The organism is Methylovirgula ligni, assembly GCF_004135935.1.
GTDB lineage: Bacteria > Pseudomonadota > Alphaproteobacteria > Rhizobiales > Beijerinckiaceae > Methylovirgula > Methylovirgula ligni.
In genome coordinates this window covers 1519988-1536477 of the sequence record NZ_CP025086.1, presented here as the reverse complement: position 1 = coordinate 1536477, position 16490 = coordinate 1519988, and the positions used below count along the sequence as shown (strand labels likewise).

The window sequence follows — 16490 nt, the reverse complement described above, 5'->3', positions numbered from 1 at the left end:
TCAACTGCCGCGGCACAGGAGGATGAGGATCGCGTGATAGATACGATCGAGATCGATCGACGTGATATTCTCGCGGCGGCGGAGCAGGTTGGCGAAGAAAATAGCGCGACCAAGCCGCGAATATCTGCGGAAGCGATAGGAAGCGATCTCCGCCCGCCGCAGAGATTCCTGCGGCCGCGAGAGGACATCTGAAACCGCTTGCCACGCCATGCGGCGTTTGAGCCAATCGGCGCTCGTCCGGCTCGGGTCGATGTAATGTTTCACGCTGGCGGCCGGCACATAGACGACTTTTCCGCCTCTTGCGCGGACGGATTCGCTCACCAACGTTTCTTCGTTCGAGAGAAGCGAAAGCGCGCCCTTGCGGCCAAGCTCCGTGGAAAAGCCGCCGGCGGCAAAAAGCCAGTCCCGCCGGATCGAATAATTGCAGCCGGCAAGCCATTCGTGCGGCAAGAGCTCGCGGATCTCGCCGCCATGATCGACGATGGAGAAGAAGCCCTCCAGGTCGCTCGTGAGCCAGTTTGGCCGCGGCGTTACCCAGACCGGCTCCACGGGACCGCCGACGATCGCGGCCCTGTCGCCGAATTTCTGGTAGCCGAGGCTAAGCTCCCGCAACCATTGTGGCGGCGCGACCGCATCATCGTCGAGATAGGCGACGATTGGCGCCAAAGCCAAATGCGCCCCGACATTGCGGGCATTGGAAAGCCCCGGGACCGGTTCGTGGACGTAGCGGAAATTCTCGATCCCGTCGTATTGCCCGCCGAATTGCCGCGCCTGCCCGGCATCTGTCGAATTATCGACGACGATGATCTCGAAATCCTGACGATCGATGTCCTGTGCCAGCACCGAGTTGATCGTGGCGGAAACCGATTTATGGCGATTGTGCGTGCAAATGACCGCCGAAAGCGCAGGATTGTTTGCCAAGAGCCCCTCGTCAGCGAAAATCGATTCTGCGGAAAGGTGTTATAAAAACCGCCGCCACCACGCTAGGTTCTGCAGGGCGTTACGTGCGCGCAATGTAAATCTTCGCACTCTGCGGAAGCTCAAGTTCTATTTAACAACAATTTGAACGGGCGGGAAACCTGCCCGCCTCATCTGCGCGATCGTTCGAGAACATTGAGCGCGAGCGCTAACGCACCAATCGCGCCACCGGTCGCGGCTGTCGCGGTCCAGCCGCCGGCATGATAGGTCAAGGTTCCGAGGACCGATCCGAGTGCTCCGCCGGCAAAGACGAGAGTCATGTAGATCGCGTTGACCCGGCCGCGAATCTCGCCCGGAACGTTGAAGATGACGTGCTGGCCGACGACTTGATTGATTTGCACCGCCGCATCGATGAAAACCGCCAGGAGCGTCAGCCAGACGAGTCCGATTGGTCCGTGCACGCCGATCGCGGCGAAGAACGCAAGGCCAAGCACAGCAATCGCGCCGGTCGTCGCAATGGCAATATGGCCGCGGTCGGCGATATGCCCGGCAACCGGTGCGGCCAGCGCGCCGCCGCTGCCGGCAAGGGCGAAAAGCCCGATCGCGTGCTGGCTTAAGCCGAATTTTTGCGCGAGCAGGATCGGCACGACGGTCCAGAAAAGATTGAACGCGCAGAACATCAGGCCCTGATATGCCGCGCGCCAGCGGACCTGCGGACGCTCCCGCAAAATGCCGAGCATCGACGCTAGAACCTGCCCGTAATGCAGGCCCGGACGCGGCTGATAGGACGGCATTATCCGCGCCAACGCCAAACCGACCGCAAGCATCAGCACAGCCGCGCTGAAGAAGACCGCACGCCAGCCGAAGCTTCCGGCGATGAAGAGCGCGGCCGGCCGCGCCAGCATGATGCCCGTCAGCAAGCCGCCCATGACGATGCCGACAACGCGTCCGCGCCGCGCCAAAGGCGCGAGATGTGCGACGAACGGCACAAGAATTTGGGCGCAGGACGAAAAGAAGCCGACGACGAGAGAGGCAAGCAGAAACGGCGTTGCGCTGCGCGCGAACGCAAGCGATGCCAAAGCGGCGGCGGCCGCCAATATCGCCATCAGGACAAGCCGGCGGTTCTCGACAAGATCGCCCAGCGACACGAGCAGAAACAGCCCGACTCCGTAGCCGATCTGCACCATGCTGACCAGGGAGCCGGAAAGCGCCGGGCCGACACCCACCGCGCCGCCAATCGCGACAATGAGCGGCTGCGCATAATAGATGTTCGCGACCAGCGCGCCGACCGCGACCGCGGCCACGGCGATGAGCGTCTGTGGCAGAGTGTCCGCCTGTTTCAACGATTGTTCCATCGGGTCCGCAAATGTTCGGCCCGGCCTTGCGCGTCCCTGCCAGCTCATTATCTTTGTGGTCGTCACATATGCACGCGGCGGCCTGCTGTCGAGGTTGCGGTCGCGTAAGCCGATTTCACATTTGTGCTAGCCGTTGTTTGGCGCAACGTGAGAGACTGCCTGCCAAGGTGGTCGCAATTATGAGAGCAGGCGAACCTGCCGGACAATCACTGATGGACAATCAGCGAGGGGAGCGAATCATGAGGGTGGGCATCATTGGCGCGGGCCAGATCGGCGGTACTTTGGCACGCCGCCTCACCGAACTCGGTCATAAGATCGTTATCGCAAATTCACGCGGCCCCGCGACCCTCGGCGATGTCGCGGCTGCCACCGGTGCCACACCTGTCGAGGTTCAGGACGCTGTCCGCGGCGTCGATCTCATCGTCCTGACGATTCCGATGAAGAATGTACCCAAGCTTGCCGCAGGGCTTTTCGCGAATGTGCCGGCATCGGTGCCGGTCATCGACACGTGCAATTACTACCCGCGCCAGCGCGACGGGCGAATTGCCGGGATCGAGTCCGGCGTGCCGGAAAGCCGCTGGGTCGAACAGCAGATCGGCCATCGCGTCGTGAAAGTCTTCAACAGCATATATGCGCGCCATCTCGGCGAGTTCGGCCGCGAGGCCGGCGCGCCCGATCGCATCGCCCTGCCCGTCGCCGGCGACGATCCCGCAATAAAGGCGATTGTTCTGGCTCTCGTCGAGAATCTGGGCTTCGATGCACTCGACGCAGGCACCATCGCAGACTCTTGGCGGCAGCAGCCGGGAACGCCGGCTTATTGTACGGACCTTGGCGCCGCGGCGCTGCGCCGTGCGCTCGCCGATGCGCCGCACGAGCGCACAGCGGCCTGGCGCGGCACCGACAAAAGCCCGGGCACCTTCGCCGCGCCAGCATAGCTTTCGATCTCAGCGGCGATCGCCCCAGCGTTCTTCGTAGATCAGCGGCTCCAGCGGCAGGCGTTCGGCCCATTGGCGTGCCTCGAGTTCCGGCCGGGTGAAGAGCTGATCGACAAAGCCGACGCAGAGATAGGCGACGATGACGATCTCCGGCGGAATGCCGAGGAGCGGGCGCAAATCCTCCTGCTCGAAAATGCTCACCCAGCCGACGCCGATCCCCTCGGCGCGCGCCGCGAGCCAGAGGTTCTGAATCGCGCAGACCGTACTGTAGAGATCGGTGTCGCGCTGATGCGTGCGGCCGAGAACCACGGGGCCGCCGCGGGCGCGGTCGCAGGTCACGCAAATGTTCAGCGGCGCCTTGAGGATTCCCTCGAGCTTCAATCCTCTGTAGCTGGCGCTGCGCTCGTCGGCGAACATCTGCGCCGCCTCGCCGTTGCAGCGCGTGAAGACATCATGCACCGCCGCCTTCATGGCGGGATCGCGGATCAGGATGAAATTCCACGGCTGACTGAGGCCGACGGAGGGCGCGTGATGCGCCGCCTGCAAGATGCGTTCGAGCGTCGAGTCCGGGAGGGGCTCCGGCAGGAATTCATCGCGGACGTCGCGCCGGGCGTAGATCGTACGATAGACCGCCTCGCGCTCTTGCGGCGAGAAGGCGCCTGCGGGCGCGAACTCCGCTTCCGGCACGCCCTTGTCGGCAAGCGCCATTCCGAACTCCTCCCACGCTCCGCTTATCGTCGGCGAGCCTTAGCACAACTCGCGCGCCGGCGTCAGGGCGCGATCAGATGCGCCAGAAGAGCGTGGCGCAGATCGATGACCGCGCCAATGACGATCAAGGTCGGCGCCGTCGCCGGGCTTTCCGGGTGGTCGGCAATCGCCTCGCCAAGCGTCGTCTCGACGATGCTCTGGCTCGCCAGGGTTGCCTGCGTCAGGATGGCGAGCTTGGTCGCGGGCGAAAGACCGCCGGCGATCAGCCGGCCGCCGATCTCGGGCAGGCGCGACAGGCCCATATAGATGACCAGCGGCTCGCCCAGGGCGCCAAGCGCCTCCCAATCGATCCGGTCTTCGCCATCTCCCGCCGGATGTCCGGCGACGAGGACAAGCGCCTGATTGGTCTCGCGCGAAGTGGCCGGAATGCCCGCATAAGCGAGGCCGCCGATGCCCGCCGTAATGCCCGGCACGACGCGGAAGCACACCCCCGCCTCCGCCAGAGCCTTGGCCTCCTCGCCGCCGCGTCCGAAGATGAAGGGATCACCGCCCTTGAGCCGCAGCACGCGCAGATTCTGCCTGGCCAAGGCGACAAGACGCTCGGAAATATCATGCTGGCTATGCGACGGCCGCCCACCCCGCTTGCCGGCATATTCACGCCGCGCAGTGGTGGACGCCAAGGCCATGACGCGATCCGACACGAGAGCATCGTGGACGATGACATCGGCCCGCCGCAGCGCGCTCAACGCATGCAGGGTGAGCAACCCCGGATCGCCGGGACCGGCGCCAACAAGCCAGACGGTGCCCGGCTCGAACGGCAATTCCTCGAAAGCTGCGGGTTCCACGTCCATGTCCGTTCTTCGCGCCTGCTTTAAGCAATACCGGCGTGCGGCAAGTCAAGCGCACCGGCGGAAGCAGGATCGGACGGGCAGTCCGTCAGTTGCGGGATTCTGCGGGCTCCGCCCCGCCCAGAGCCTCAGCCGAGGCCGGGCCGCCGCGCCAGGTCGCCAGAGCCGCGGCGAGGTAGAGCAAGGCGGAGAAGCTGAAGGCGAAGACGAGGCCCTGCTTGAATGGGCCGGCCATGAGTCCGGGGAAGAAGGTGTGGCCCGTGAGTGTTGCGGCGTTCGCCGGTGGCAGCGCCGCCAGCACATTGGCGGGGATCAGTTCGACCATCGGGTTGTAGCCGAGGAAAGCCGCAAACAGGCTCGAAACCGGCGGCAGGCTCGCGACATGATGCGCCACCGCCGCCGGGACATGCTGAGCCAGCAGCCCTGCCTCCATCGCCTGCGGCAGATTGGCCGCAAGGCCGACAAGCATCAGGCCGAAGAACAAGCCGATCGACAGAACCTGACCGGCGTTGGTCGTCGTCGCCCGCACGCCGGAGGCCTGACCGCGCTCGCGCGCCGGCACTGCATTCATGATCTGCGTCGAATTCGGCGCGACGAAAATGCCGGAGGCAAGACCGTTGAGAAACAGCAGCGCCGCGAAAACGGGATAGGAGAAATCCGCCGGCAACAGCATGAGCGCGATGAAGCTTGCCGCGCCGATGACCATGCCGCCGACGGCGAAGGGCACGCCGCCGAACTTGTCCGACAGATGGCCCGAGATGGGCGGCGCGAGCAGAAAGCCCGCCGTCAGCGGCAGCATGAAGATGGCCGACCACAGCGGCGTCGCCTCGAAGGCATAGCCATGCAACGGCAGCCAGATGCCCTGCAGCCAGATGATGAGCATGAATTGCAGGCCGCCGCGGGCAATGCCGGAGAGGAGATTGGCGAGGTTGCCATAGGCGAAGGGCGCGAGCTTGAACAGCCGCAGATCGAGCATCGGACGCGCCACGCGCTGCTCGATCAGGACGAAAGCGGCAAGACTCAGCACGCCGACGGCAAACAGCGTCAGCACTTTCGGGCTGCTCCAGGCCATCACCTGATCGCCATAGGGCTGCAAACCATAAGTGATGCCGGCGAGAATCGCGACGAGGCCGAGGCCGAACGTGAGATTGCCGCCCCAATCGATCTTGTGGCTCGCGCGATTTGGTGCGTCGTGGAGCTGCCAATAGGACCAGGCCGTGCCGACGAAGCCGACCGGCACGTTGATCCAGAAGACGAGACGCCAATTGCCGTCGGCCAACAGGCCGCCGACAATGAGGCCGAGGAACTGGCCGGCGATGATGGCGACGACATTGATGCCGAGCGCGAAGCCGCGCTCATGTTCGGGAAAGGCATCGGTAAGAAGCGCGGTGGCGTTGGCCATCATCAGCGCGCCGCCGACGCCCTGCACGATGCGCACGCCGATCAGATAAAGGGCGGCCGCATCGCCGTGCCCCGGCAGAAGGCCGAGCGCGACCGAAGCCACGGTGAACAATGCGAAGCCGAGATTATACATCCGGGCACGGCCGAACTGATCGCCGAGCCGCCCGAAGGAAACGACAAGAACGGCGGTCGCGACCATGTAGCCGATGATCGTCCACAGCAGATAATTGATATTGCCGGGATCGAGCGCCTTGAGACCAATGCCGCGAAAGACCGCCGGCAGGCTGATGAGCAGGATCGAGGAATTGATCGCCGCAGCGAGCATGCCGAGCGTCGTATTGCTCAGCACCATCCATTTGTGGGGTACGGCCGCAGCGGACTTGCGCGACATCATGTTTCTCAGCCTCGTGCCTGCCGCGCGGCAGGAAAAATGCTATATGAGGATCACCTCGCATTTCGATATATGAGGATGGCCTCAGGAAACGCAAGAGCCCAGGCGTCAGGTCAGGCGTCACGTCCGCGCGCGCCCCAGCGTGAGCGCGGCCGCGTCCGCGTCTCGGCCTTGCTCGCGGCCGCCGCGGCTCTTTTCGCCGAAAAGGGCTATGAGGCGACGACGATGACCGAGATCGCTGCCCGCGCCGGCGCCTCCATCGGCACGCTCTATCTGTTCTTCCCCAGCAAGGACGTGCTGGCGCAGACGATTCTCTCGGAGACGGCGGAGGATCTTTCAGCACAGCTCGACGCCCTGCACGCGCGCACAGCGGGTCTGAGCGCCGTCGCGATCGCGGACGCGCTTTTCGCCGAGATCGGCAGCTTCCTGGCGAAGAACCCCGTCTATTCGATATTGCTCGACTTACCGGGCCACGAGCGCTGGCGGCGGCCGGTGCGGGCACGGCGGCGCCAGCAGATCGCCGCGCTGTTCGCCGAGGCCCGGCCGGCGCTGGCAGCGGAAAAGGCCGAGCGGCTCGCGGTGATCGTGCCGCAACTCATGCGCATCGCGCTCACGCTCGACGCCAGGGACAAATTACGCGACGGCATTCTGGAAGAACTCCGCCTCATGCTGCGACACCATCTCACCGCGGCAAGTGCGGAGTGACGCCGCTCACGGTGGCGTGAAGCGCCAAGCCTTTCCGATCTCTCTTGATCAAAGTCAAAGCGCCGTAGTCTTCTCACTCTACCTTTGCGCTACAGGAGTTGAGACATGCCCCGGATTTTCGCGCCTCTTCTTATGCTTGGTGTTCTTATGCTTTGCGTCACGCTGCCGGCGCGCGGCGACGATGTCCCATTCGCCCAGACCGCGCCTTCGGCCAACCCGCATGGCGAATCGGACACCCTCGCGTTAAGCGATGTGATGCAATTGACGCAATTGCGCCATATGAAACTCTGGTATGCAGGCAAGGCGAAAAACTGGCCTCTGACGAATTATGAACTCGCCCAACTCAGGGACACATTCAGCAAAGCCGCGATGCTCTATCTGAACATTCCGGTGCAATATATCGCCGCCGTGTCCGACCCTCTCACCGCGCTGGGCGATGCCGTCACGGCAAAGGACCCGCACAAATTCGAGAAGGGCTATAAGGCGCTGGAGACTGCCTGCAACGGCTGTCATCAGGCCGCCGGTGTCGACTTTATCGTCATCCAGACGCCCGCCGCGTCCGTCTTTCCCGATCAGAAATTCGTTCCGTCCAAATGAGGGAGCTTGCCCTCGCAGAAGTCTACAAGCTTCTGGAGCCGGGGCCGGTCGTTCTCCTTACGACGGCGCAGCGCGGCCGGGTCAATGTCATGACGATGTCGTGGCATATGATGGTCGACTTCAACCCGCCGCTGGTCGCCTGCGTTGTCAGCAACGGCGATTATAGTTTCACGGCGCTGCGGGCGCGCAAGGAATGCGTCATTGCCATCCCCGACGTTACCCTGGCGGAAACTATCGTCGGGATCGGCAATTGCTCGGGACGCGACACCGACAAATTCACGAAATTCGCGCTGACTGCGCTGCCCGCCGCCAGTGTCGGCGCGCCCTTGATCGGCGAGTGTTTCGCCAATCTTGAATGCAAAGTGCGCGATACGCGGTTCGTCAACAAATATTGTATCTTCATCCTTGAGGTCATGAAGGCGTGGGAGACGCCGGCCAAAGCCCGGCCGAAGACGCTGCACCATCGCGGCTACGGCACTTTCGCCGTCGACGGCGACATCATCCATCTGGCGTCGGACAAGCCCTAGCGTTTCAAAAATTCTCGTCGCTGGCGCCGCCGCATTGCCGCCGCAGGAGACAGACGCAGCGGCCCGTGCTCTGCTCGCAAACCGGCTTCCGGTTCGCCTCGCAGGTATATTGCCGGCGGTCATAGCCGGTCATCACCCCGCCGCACGGGCCTTCCGAGAACTGATCGTTGGAGGGATATTGCGCCTCGGCGGGCGACAGCGGCAAAAGGCTCAGGATCGCAAAGGCCGCAAAGGCGAGCAGCTTGAGACTCATCGCGCTTTTCCCTTCAAGACGCATCGACCGGGACAATGGACCATGCGGCGATCATAAAAATACATCCACGGCGTTGGCCAGCAACATTTTTGCGAATTTCCCGATCAGCCGCCGATATCGCGGCCGGTAATGGCTTTCGCCGCACCGCGAAGGAAGGCAGTCACCGAGTCGAGATTCGGCCGGCTCGTCAGCAACGGCTCGCGGTGGAACTGGGCCATCAGATCCGGCGAATCATTGACCCTTCGTACCGCCTCCACAAATTCCGCGAGCTCGCGGAAGTCGATTCGATTGATTATCGCCTTCGGATTGAAATCGGCGCTGAAATAAGGATCGGAAAAATAGAGCGGGATGCAGCCTGCGGCCCAGGCCTGGAGCGCCTTCTCTGTATAATAGCCGGGAAAGATGGAATTCTCGAAGCACAAGTTGAAACGATAGTCGCGGAGCGCTTCATATTTGGACTGAAGCAGCGGCGCGCCGGCGACATTGCCGAAGATATCGACCGGGCCAATTTGCGACAACGCCTCCACGGCCAAAGCGCGATACGGCTCGCGATAGCTTGTCACGAGGCAGCAGAATTTTGACCGCACGACCGGTTCGGCCTCTCCCGGCGCCAACAGACGCTCGATTTCGACGCGCTCCTCGTGACCATGTCCGTGCATTGCCCCCGCGAAAGCCGCCTTCGGCCCGCGGAAGCTCTCGTTCCACACCAGTTCCTCATACCAGTTGGGCACGCGGCAGTTGCGGCCCTGATAGGCATCGAAGTCCGAGGAAATCGAGAACCGGTAGAATTCGTAATTGGGGCGGATATTCTCCCAGATGATGGCGATCGTCTTTTCTGGAAACTGCGCCTTTTCGTGCGGAAAGACGCTCGCCAGTACGATGTCGGCGTCGGCAGCCTCGTCCACTACGCGAAACTGGCCGAAGCTTTCCGTAAGCACGAAATTCCAGAAGCCCCCGGAAAGGCTGAAGGCCGGCCAGAAGTCCACCGCGCAGATTGCAAGTGCCTCGCTCGCAATCTGGCGGTCTGTCGCCGGCGTCCGCGCGCCTGGGCTTCGCCGCGTGAAAAACTCTAACGCCTTAAAAATCATTTGCCTGCCTGTCCTGGGCGATCTTAGCCGAGCCTCGCGCAAAGGTGATCGCGCGGCGCGATTTTGGCTCATCCGCCGCTGGAAAGGCTTAAAATTTGAATGGCGCGATAAGTCCGGAAATGCTCTTTTTCACAGATCGACTGCCGATGACATGAACACGATTGCGAAACACGGATTTAAAAATGTCGTTTGGAAAAATCCAGGCTCCGCTCGTCAGCATCATTGTCATCAATCATAATTACGGGCGGTTTCTTGACGAATGCCTGATGTCGATCGCGCATCAAACCTACCCATACATCGAGTGCATCGTTTTCGACAACGCCTCGAGCGACAACAGCCGCAGCGTGCTCGCGGCGGCCGAACGCAAATATGCTGAGGAAGACGGGCGATCCTTGTTCGTCATCTTCTCCGAGACAAATCTCGATCAAACGCCGGGCGCGGTCGAGGCCTTCAAATATGCCAATGGCAGCTACATCATTTTTTTCGACGCGGACGATTACATGCTGCCGACCTGCGTGGAAGCGCATATCCGCACCATGCTCTCCCTGCGCATCCCTGTCGGCGCCACCTGTGTTGATTATTTCATGAGCCGCGACGACGAGCTCGTGACCTCGACGTCCACCGCGGGGTTTTCTCAGGCCGCCACCGACCCGGGCGGAGGCGAACCCCTCATCCGCAGCACTATTGCGTTGCCGCAAACGAGCAAAACAGGCGCGGAGTTGAACCTTCAACCCTCGGAACTGCACGCTATCGCGCGCACGAGGCGCGACTGGCCATGGTCGGGCACCTGCGGTCTCTGCTTCCGGCGCGAGACGATCGAGATTCTTTTCCGGCGCACGCCACAGATCAAACAGCAATTGGACGCTTATCTGATCGGCGGCGTCAATTGTCTGACCGGCAGCGTGCTGATTGATCGTCCGCTCGTCGTCTACCGGCACCATGGCGCGAATGCCTTTGCCCAACATCCTTATCTCGCCAATTTCCGCATGTACGACCCCAAAGCGCAGCGTGTGGCCGCCTCGATTACCGCCGACGAGATCGTCAAGACATTCGTTGCCGTCTCGGATGAACTCGCCAAAAGGCTCGAATGGGCCGGATTGTTCGTCGAGGCCATCGAAACACTCTCAGCGGTCTGGTCACCTGCGCCGCGCAGGTCCGCCACAGTCGCCTACATGCGCGAATTTCTCAAAACAAACGAGGCGGCGCTGGTTGCGGCCTTTGGGCCGCGCGAATATGCAAATTGGGTGGCGCGATATTCCTCGCACCGGATCGCGTGGTCTGTCGTCGCGGACTTTTCCCGGTCGCTCATTCACGCCGCCACGGCACTGATCCCTGGAGAGGGACACAGCGTGGAAAAGCAGACGGATCGGCCGGTCGGCACCGCATAGTGCCGGCCTTGTCGTCGTAAGGTTTCGGCAAAGCCGATGTTGCGCGCGTTCTAGTCCGAAGCGTCGGTCGGCCAAGCCGCCATGGCCACCTCGACTATGCCTTTCAAGTCTACCGGGGTCGCGCCGTCACGAGCCTGGACGGCCATCCCCTGAAAAATGCCGATAAAAAACCGGCTCAGCTGATCAATATCTGTCGACGCGGGCAATTCGCCTTCGATCACGGCGACTTCCAGCCGCGACCGAAACCTCCGCAGACTTTCGAGCCGGGAGTTTCTGACATCCTCGGCGATCGCGACCGGCCATTCGTCGCAAAGCGCGCCGAGCACCGCCATACAGCCCGCCGGCGTCGCTTCGGATTCAGGAAAGATTTCAGCCGCCGCCAACAGAAAGCTTCGCACCCCGGCGCGAGCGGTGGCGGCCTGGGTGAGCTTGTTCCAGAGCGGCGGCCCACGGGTGCAGAGATATCGCGCAACGGCTTCCCGATACAGCGTCTCCTTGCAACCGAAGGCCGCGTAGAGACTCGGCGAAGCAATGCCCATTGCGTCACACAAGTCCTTTATGGATGTCGTCGCAAATCCCTTGCGCCAAAACAGGCGCATGGCCGCGTCCAGCGCCGCCTCGCGATCAAACTCCCGCGGCCGACCGATAATCACGATCGCCTCCTTTTCTGTAACGCAGAACACATAATTCGATTGACGGCCTTGTTCAAACAACGAGACAGTTATATATCGATCGATACAAAAATGGAATTAAAATGACGTTCACGGGGAAAACAAGCTCCGGTGGGCGCGCCAAGGGGATAGCGGGGGGATTTGCTTGAATTGCAAAAACACCGGCGCTCCGAAGCGTCCGGCCGTGTTCCTGCGGCGGATACGCCGCGATGAAGATGAGAGAAATGCCGTGGACGAAATGAGCAGCCAAGCAGAGATTCGAAAGTCGGCCAATCCAGCGTCACGGCGGAGAAGAAAGAGAATATGGATTGCTGCAGGCGTGGCGCTTCTGCTCATTTTGGCTGTCGGATCCAGCCGTTTCTTCCTGCTCGACGATCGGGCTGGCGCGCAGGCTGCTACAGGTCCATCACTCCCGCAAGTCATCGTCAGCGACCCCCTCGAACGGCAAGTCGATAAAAAGCTGACCTTCCTCGGACAATTCTCGGCCGTCGATCGTGTCGAACTTCGCGCGCAGGTCGGCGGTATATTGACCGGAATTTATTTCAAGGATGGCGCCATAGTTCGTAAAGGCGATCTGCTCTTCACCATAGATACGGAGCCTTACGCGATTAAGCTCGCGCAGGCGCAGGCGCAGCTGAAAAGCGCAAATGCACAATTGGTACTGGCGGATCAAGAGCTGGCGCGCGCACAAGCGCTCGCCACCCGATCATTTGGTACCGTCGAGAGCGTCGATCAACGCACCTCGGACCGGCAAGGCGCAGTGGCGGCGATCGATGCCGCTAAAGCTGCCGTCCGCGACGCCCAATTTGATTTTGATCATTGCCGCATTACGGCGCCGTTCACGGGGCGCATCGGCACACATCTCGTTTCGATTGGAAATCTTGTCGCCGGCAGCCGCGCCGCGACGAGCCCGACTACACTCCTTGCCACGCTCGTCTCTCTCGATCCGATCCACCTGGACTTCGATATGAGTGAATCGGATTACGAGACATTTTCTCGTTATCGCGCGCAGGCCGGCGGCGCCCTGGGAAACCGGATAGAGCTCGCCCTCAATGACGACGACCATTTCAGCCGAGAAGGCGTTCTCGATTTCGTGGATAATGAGCTTGACCACTCAAGCGGAACAATTCACGCGCGAGCGACCATCCAGGACCCCAAATTCGACTTGACGCCCGGCGCGTTCGCTCGGGTGCGGGTCGCCGCATCGCCCCCGGGGCCGGTTTTGATGCTGCCGGATGCGGCGGTCCTGCCTGATCAATCGAGTTACGTTGTCCTGACGGTCAGCGCAGACGGCACAGTCGTTCCGAAAGCGGTACAGGTGGGCGATTTACGCGGCGGTCTTCGTGTCATTTCCTCGGGTCTATCGCCAGACACAAAGGTGATCATCGACGGCCTTCTCTACGCGGCGCCAGGAAGCAAGGTCAGCCCAAAGAACGGCACGATTCGATATTCATCAACCAGCCAAGACGCGGACTGACGCCAATGCGATTGAGCCATTTCTTCATCGATCGTCCGCGATTTGCAATTGTTCTCAGCATTTTCATAACGCTTCTCGGCCTTGGCGCTCTCGCTGTTTTGCCGGTGGCGCAATATCCTGAGGTCGTGCCGCCGACGGTGCAGGTCACCGCCTCGTTGCCGGGTGCGTCCGCGGATACGGTGGCGCGCACGGTCGCGACGCCTCTCGAACAAGAGATAAACGGCGTCGAAAACATGCTCTATATGAGCAGCCAGTCCACCGGAGATGGCAATCTCACCATCACCGTGACTTTCCGGATCGGAACAGACCTCAACGTCGCGCAAATGCTCACGCAAAACCGTGTGCAGGACGCGTTGCCGCGCCTCCCGGCCGATGTGCAGAGCCTTGGCGTGCAAGTCCGAAAATCTACGCCCAGTATTCTTCTCGCGGTTCACCTGTTTTCGCCGGACAGGTCGCGAGACACGCTCTACCTTTCGAATTACCTGACCCTTCACGTGAAGGACGAACTGGCACGTCTTCAGGGCGTGGGTGACGTCCAGTTTCAAGGCGGGCGTGAATATGCAATGCGGATCTGGCTGGATCCCGACAAGGTCGCCGCGCACGACTTGAGCGCCGCCCAGGTTCTGGACGCACTCCGGGCGCAAAATCTGCAAGTTGCAGCCGGCGTCCTAAATCGGCCGCCGGTTCCCAGCGCCGCAGCCTACCAGGTCGGCGTGGAAGCGCGCGGAAGGCTGGCGACGCCGGAGGAGTTCGGCGACATCGTTATAAAGTCAGATGGTGCGGGCCGTGTGACTCGCGTGCGCGACGTCGGGCGCGTCGAGGTAGGTGCCGCGGACTACGGGAGCAGCGCGTTCGTCGATCATTACTACGGACTTCCCTTGCTCATTTTTGCGGAGCCAGGCGCAAACTCACTCGCGGTCGACAAAGAAGTCGTTTCGACGATGCGCGAGTTGAGTAAAGCGTTTCCCCCGGGCGTCGCCTACACCATTGTCTACGATCCGACTATTTTCATCTCGAAGTCCATACACGAAGTCATCGTTACGATCTTTGTCGCGATCCTGCTGGTCGTCGGCGTCGTCTTTGTTTTCCTTCAAACCTGGCGGGCGACGATCATTCCAGTGATCGCCATTCCGGTCTCCTTGTTGGGGGCGTTCGGCGTATTGTTGCTGTTCGGAATATCGATCAACAACCTATCCTTATTTGGCCTCGTGCTTGCCGTTGGTATTGTTGTCGACGATGCGATCGTCGTCGTGGAGAATGTCGAGCGGAACCTCGAATTGGGCATGGCGCCGTCGGCGGCGGCGCACCGCACAATGGACGAAGTCGGCGGCGCGCTTATTGCCATTGCGCTCACTTTATGCGCCGTCTTTGTGCCGGCTGCCTTTCTATCGGGAATTACCGGTCTTTTCTTTCGCCAATTCGCCGTGACGATCGCCGCCTCGACGGTGATTTCCTGCTTTGTCTCCCTCACCTTGAGCCCGGCGCTTTGCGCAATTCTGCTTAAAGCACATAGCGCTGACACTTCCCGCGGAGCACTGGGAAACGTTATTTCCAAGGGCTTCGGATTGTTTAACCGTGGATTCGAGACACTTTCAGCATCTTACGGCCGCCTCACAGCCCGACTTGTTCGAACTCTGGGTGTGGTTCTGATTGTGTATGTCGGTCTGATTGGCCTTGCCGCTCTTGAGTTCGCACGAACACCGACGGGATTCATTCCGGAACAGGACCAGGGCTATCTGATCACGATCATACAACTTCCGCCTGGCGCAGCCCTGTCTCGAACCGAGGCAGTCGTCCGGCAGGCCAACGACATCATCCTGTCGACGAAAGGCGTCGAGCACGACGCGCCGTTTGTGGGACTCGACGCCACGACATCAACGGACGCGCCAAATACCGCAACGATTTTTTCGGGGCTGCCCTCGCTTTATAATCACGAACTGGAAGGTGTTACCGCCGAATCCGTGCTGGCGGATCTTCGCAGACGACTTTCCGTCATCAAAGATGCGTATGTGCTGACCATATCGCCGCCGCCGGTTCAGGGTCTCGGGAGCTCTGGCGGCTTCAAGCTTATGTTGGAGGACAGGGCGGGCCTTGGCCCTCAAGCCTTGGTGGGCGCGGCAAAAGCTCTCGTCGCAGCGGCCAACAAAGACCCTGATTTTGCCGGCGTCTTCACGCTGTTTAACGCCGCGTCTCCGTCCACGTTCGCCGATATCGATCGGGAAAAGGCTGAGAAACTCAGCCTGACTCCGACCGATATTTTCTCCACGCTTCAGGTTTATCTCGGCTCCCAATACGTCAACGACTTCAATTATCTCGGTCGTACTTACGAGGTCATTGCCCAGGCCGATGGACGCTATCGGCGGACGTCGGAAGATCTTGCGAATCTCAAGGCCCGCAATTCTCTTGGGCAGATGGTGCCGATCGGCAGCGTTGCGCAGCTGAAACACACGACGATCCCCTACCGGGTTCCGCGCTACAATCTATATCCCGCAGCCGAGGTCCAAGGCGTCGGCGCCCCGGGCGTCGCCTCCGGCACGGCTTTGCTGCGCATGGAAGAATTGGCGCGCAAAGTTCTTCCCAACGGCATCGACTTTGAGTGGACTGAGCTGGCGTTTCAACAGGAAGAGCGGGGAACGCCGACCTTGTTGGTGTTTGGCGCTGCCGCGCTGTTCGTTTTTCTGGTCCTTGTTGCACAATACGAAAGCTGGAAGCTGCCTATGGCTGTCGTCCTCATCGTGCCGATGTGCCTCCTCGCGTCGGTCACGGGGCTTCTCGCGCGTGGATTGCCGATCGATATCCTAGCGCAGATCGGATTTGTGGTTTTGGTGGGCCTGGCGGCTAAAAACGCAATCCTGATCGTCGAGTTCGCCCGCCAAAAGGAACACGAGGGTGCGAGCGCCGGCAATGCCGCCGTGCATGCGGCGCGCACGCGGTTGCGACCCATCCTGATGACGTCATTCGCGTTCATACTTGGTGTCGCGCCGCTCGCTGTCGCCACCGGGGCTGGCGCGGAGATGCGTCGCTCGCTCGGAACGGCAGTTCTCTTCGGCATGTTAGGCGTGACCGGATTCGGCCTGCTGTTCACGCCCGCGTTTTACACTTTCATTCGTAACCTCGGTCGAGGCCGGTCGACAATCTCGAGCGCCGCCGTCATGGGACGTGAGCAGCCAGAGACATTATGATCGCAGACGGAGCACCCGTTCGCGGCAGGAATTGAGGATCGTCCAA

At 61.3% G+C, this 16490-nt stretch carries 15 protein-coding genes; 7 read left to right on the top strand and 8 right to left on the bottom strand.

Annotated features, from left to right (window positions below; translation table 11 throughout):
• Window positions 1-921, bottom strand: coding sequence for a glycosyltransferase family 2 protein (locus CWB41_RS16145; protein ID WP_115834884.1), 921 nt, complete (start codon window positions 919-921; stop codon window positions 1-3).
• A gap of 167 nt (window positions 922-1088) precedes the next feature.
• Entirely contained in the window at window positions 1089-2273 is a 1185-nt protein-coding gene (locus CWB41_RS07380) for an MFS transporter (RefSeq protein WP_115834885.1), read from the bottom strand.
• Window positions 2274-2512: 239 nt separating this feature from the next.
• Between CWB41_RS07380 and CWB41_RS07375 the strand changes: the two genes are divergently transcribed.
• Entirely contained in the window at window positions 2513-3208 is a 696-nt protein-coding gene (locus tag CWB41_RS07375) for an NADPH-dependent F420 reductase (RefSeq protein ID WP_115834886.1), read from the top strand.
• Between the two features lie 9 nt (window positions 3209-3217).
• Here the strand turns inward: CWB41_RS07375 and bluB are convergent, their stop codons facing one another.
• From bluB to CWB41_RS07360, 3 genes are all read right to left on the bottom strand, one after another.
• Window positions 3218-3916: a 5,6-dimethylbenzimidazole synthase gene (bluB, locus tag CWB41_RS07370; protein WP_115834887.1), complete on the bottom strand. Its 699-nt coding sequence runs from the start codon at window positions 3914-3916 to the stop codon at window positions 3218-3220.
• 62 nt (window positions 3917-3978) lie between these two features.
• Window positions 3979-4767 (bottom strand): uroporphyrinogen-III C-methyltransferase, encoded by a 789-nt coding sequence (cobA, locus tag CWB41_RS07365; RefSeq protein WP_115834888.1) that lies wholly within the window; start codon window positions 4765-4767, stop codon window positions 3979-3981.
• Between the two features lie 85 nt (window positions 4768-4852).
• A complete protein-coding gene (locus tag CWB41_RS07360; protein ID WP_115834889.1) occupies window positions 4853-6559 on the bottom strand; it encodes an MFS transporter in 1707 nt (568 codons plus the stop codon).
• 75 nt (window positions 6560-6634) lie between these two features.
• Between CWB41_RS07360 and CWB41_RS07355 the strand changes: the two genes are divergently transcribed.
• From CWB41_RS07355 to CWB41_RS07345, 3 genes are all read left to right on the top strand, one after another.
• Window positions 6635-7261: a TetR/AcrR family transcriptional regulator gene (locus CWB41_RS07355; RefSeq protein WP_165204128.1), complete on the top strand. Its 627-nt coding sequence runs from the start codon at window positions 6635-6637 to the stop codon at window positions 7259-7261.
• Between the two features lie 105 nt (window positions 7262-7366).
• Window positions 7367-7858: a hypothetical protein gene (locus tag CWB41_RS07350; protein ID WP_129396438.1), complete on the top strand. Its 492-nt coding sequence runs from the start codon at window positions 7367-7369 to the stop codon at window positions 7856-7858.
• On the top strand, window positions 7855-8385 hold the full coding sequence (locus CWB41_RS07345; protein ID WP_115834892.1) for a flavin reductase family protein: 531 nt from the start codon (window positions 7855-7857) through the stop codon (window positions 8383-8385). Before CWB41_RS07350 ends, CWB41_RS07345 begins: the two co-directional genes overlap by 4 nt.
• Before the next feature lie 4 nt (window positions 8386-8389).
• On the opposite strand, the gene CWB41_RS07340 is transcribed toward CWB41_RS07345, so the two are convergent.
• On the bottom strand, window positions 8390-8638 hold the full coding sequence (locus CWB41_RS07340) for a hypothetical protein (RefSeq protein WP_129396437.1): 249 nt from the start codon (window positions 8636-8638) through the stop codon (window positions 8390-8392).
• 104 nt (window positions 8639-8742) lie between these two features.
• Window positions 8743-9624, bottom strand: coding sequence for a glycosyltransferase family 10 domain-containing protein (locus CWB41_RS07335; protein ID WP_165204125.1), 882 nt, complete (start codon window positions 9622-9624; stop codon window positions 8743-8745).
• 284 nt (window positions 9625-9908) lie between these two features.
• Here CWB41_RS07335 and CWB41_RS07330 point away from each other — a divergent pair, with 284 nt between their 5' ends.
• Window positions 9909-11114 carry a glycosyltransferase family 2 protein gene (locus tag CWB41_RS07330; RefSeq protein WP_115834895.1) on the top strand — a complete coding sequence of 402 codons (1206 nt, stop codon included), beginning with the start codon at window positions 9909-9911 and terminating at the stop codon, window positions 11112-11114.
• 50 nt (window positions 11115-11164) lie between these two features.
• Here CWB41_RS07330 and CWB41_RS07325 read toward each other — a convergent pair whose 3' ends face one another.
• Entirely contained in the window at window positions 11165-11767 is a 603-nt protein-coding gene (locus CWB41_RS07325; protein WP_245441081.1) for a TetR/AcrR family transcriptional regulator, read from the bottom strand.
• Window positions 11768-11930: 163 nt separating this feature from the next.
• Between CWB41_RS07325 and CWB41_RS07320 the strand changes: the two genes are divergently transcribed.
• Both CWB41_RS07320 and CWB41_RS07315 read left to right on the top strand, forming a co-directional pair.
• On the top strand, window positions 11931-13262 hold the full coding sequence (locus tag CWB41_RS07320; protein WP_207206639.1) for an efflux RND transporter periplasmic adaptor subunit: 1332 nt from the start codon (window positions 11931-11933) through the stop codon (window positions 13260-13262).
• Window positions 13263-13267: 5 nt separating this feature from the next.
• Entirely contained in the window at window positions 13268-16444 is a 3177-nt protein-coding gene (locus CWB41_RS07315) for an efflux RND transporter permease subunit (RefSeq protein WP_115834896.1), read from the top strand.
• Window positions 16445-16490: the final 46 nt, after the last annotated feature.

Excerpts from the sequence above, each read along its gene's own strand:
- CWB41_RS07380 (WP_115834885.1), bottom strand. The coding sequence starts at position 2,273 with ATGGAACAATCGTTGAAACAGGCGGACACTCTGCCACAGACGCTCATC.
- CWB41_RS07375 (WP_115834886.1), top strand. The coding sequence starts at position 2,513 with ATGAGGGTGGGCATCATTGGCGCGGGCCAGATCGGCGGTACTTTGGCA.
- bluB (WP_115834887.1), bottom strand. The coding sequence starts at position 3,916 with ATGGCGCTTGCCGACAAGGGCGTGCCGGAAGCGGAGTTCGCGCCCGCA.
- cobA (WP_115834888.1), bottom strand. The coding sequence starts at position 4,767 with ATGGACGTGGAACCCGCAGCTTTCGAGGAATTGCCGTTCGAGCCGGGC.
- CWB41_RS07360 (WP_115834889.1), bottom strand. The coding sequence starts at position 6,559 with ATGATGTCGCGCAAGTCCGCTGCGGCCGTACCCCACAAATGGATGGTG.
- CWB41_RS07355 (WP_165204128.1), top strand. The coding sequence starts at position 6,635 with ATGGCCTCAGGAAACGCAAGAGCCCAGGCGTCAGGTCAGGCGTCACGT.
- CWB41_RS07350 (WP_129396438.1), top strand. The coding sequence starts at position 7,367 with ATGCCCCGGATTTTCGCGCCTCTTCTTATGCTTGGTGTTCTTATGCTT.
- CWB41_RS07345 (WP_115834892.1), top strand. The coding sequence starts at position 7,855 with ATGAGGGAGCTTGCCCTCGCAGAAGTCTACAAGCTTCTGGAGCCGGGG.
- CWB41_RS07340 (WP_129396437.1), bottom strand. The coding sequence starts at position 8,638 with ATGAGTCTCAAGCTGCTCGCCTTTGCGGCCTTTGCGATCCTGAGCCTT.
- CWB41_RS07330 (WP_115834895.1), top strand. The coding sequence starts at position 9,909 with ATGTCGTTTGGAAAAATCCAGGCTCCGCTCGTCAGCATCATTGTCATC.
- CWB41_RS07315 (WP_115834896.1), top strand. The coding sequence starts at position 13,268 with ATGCGATTGAGCCATTTCTTCATCGATCGTCCGCGATTTGCAATTGTT.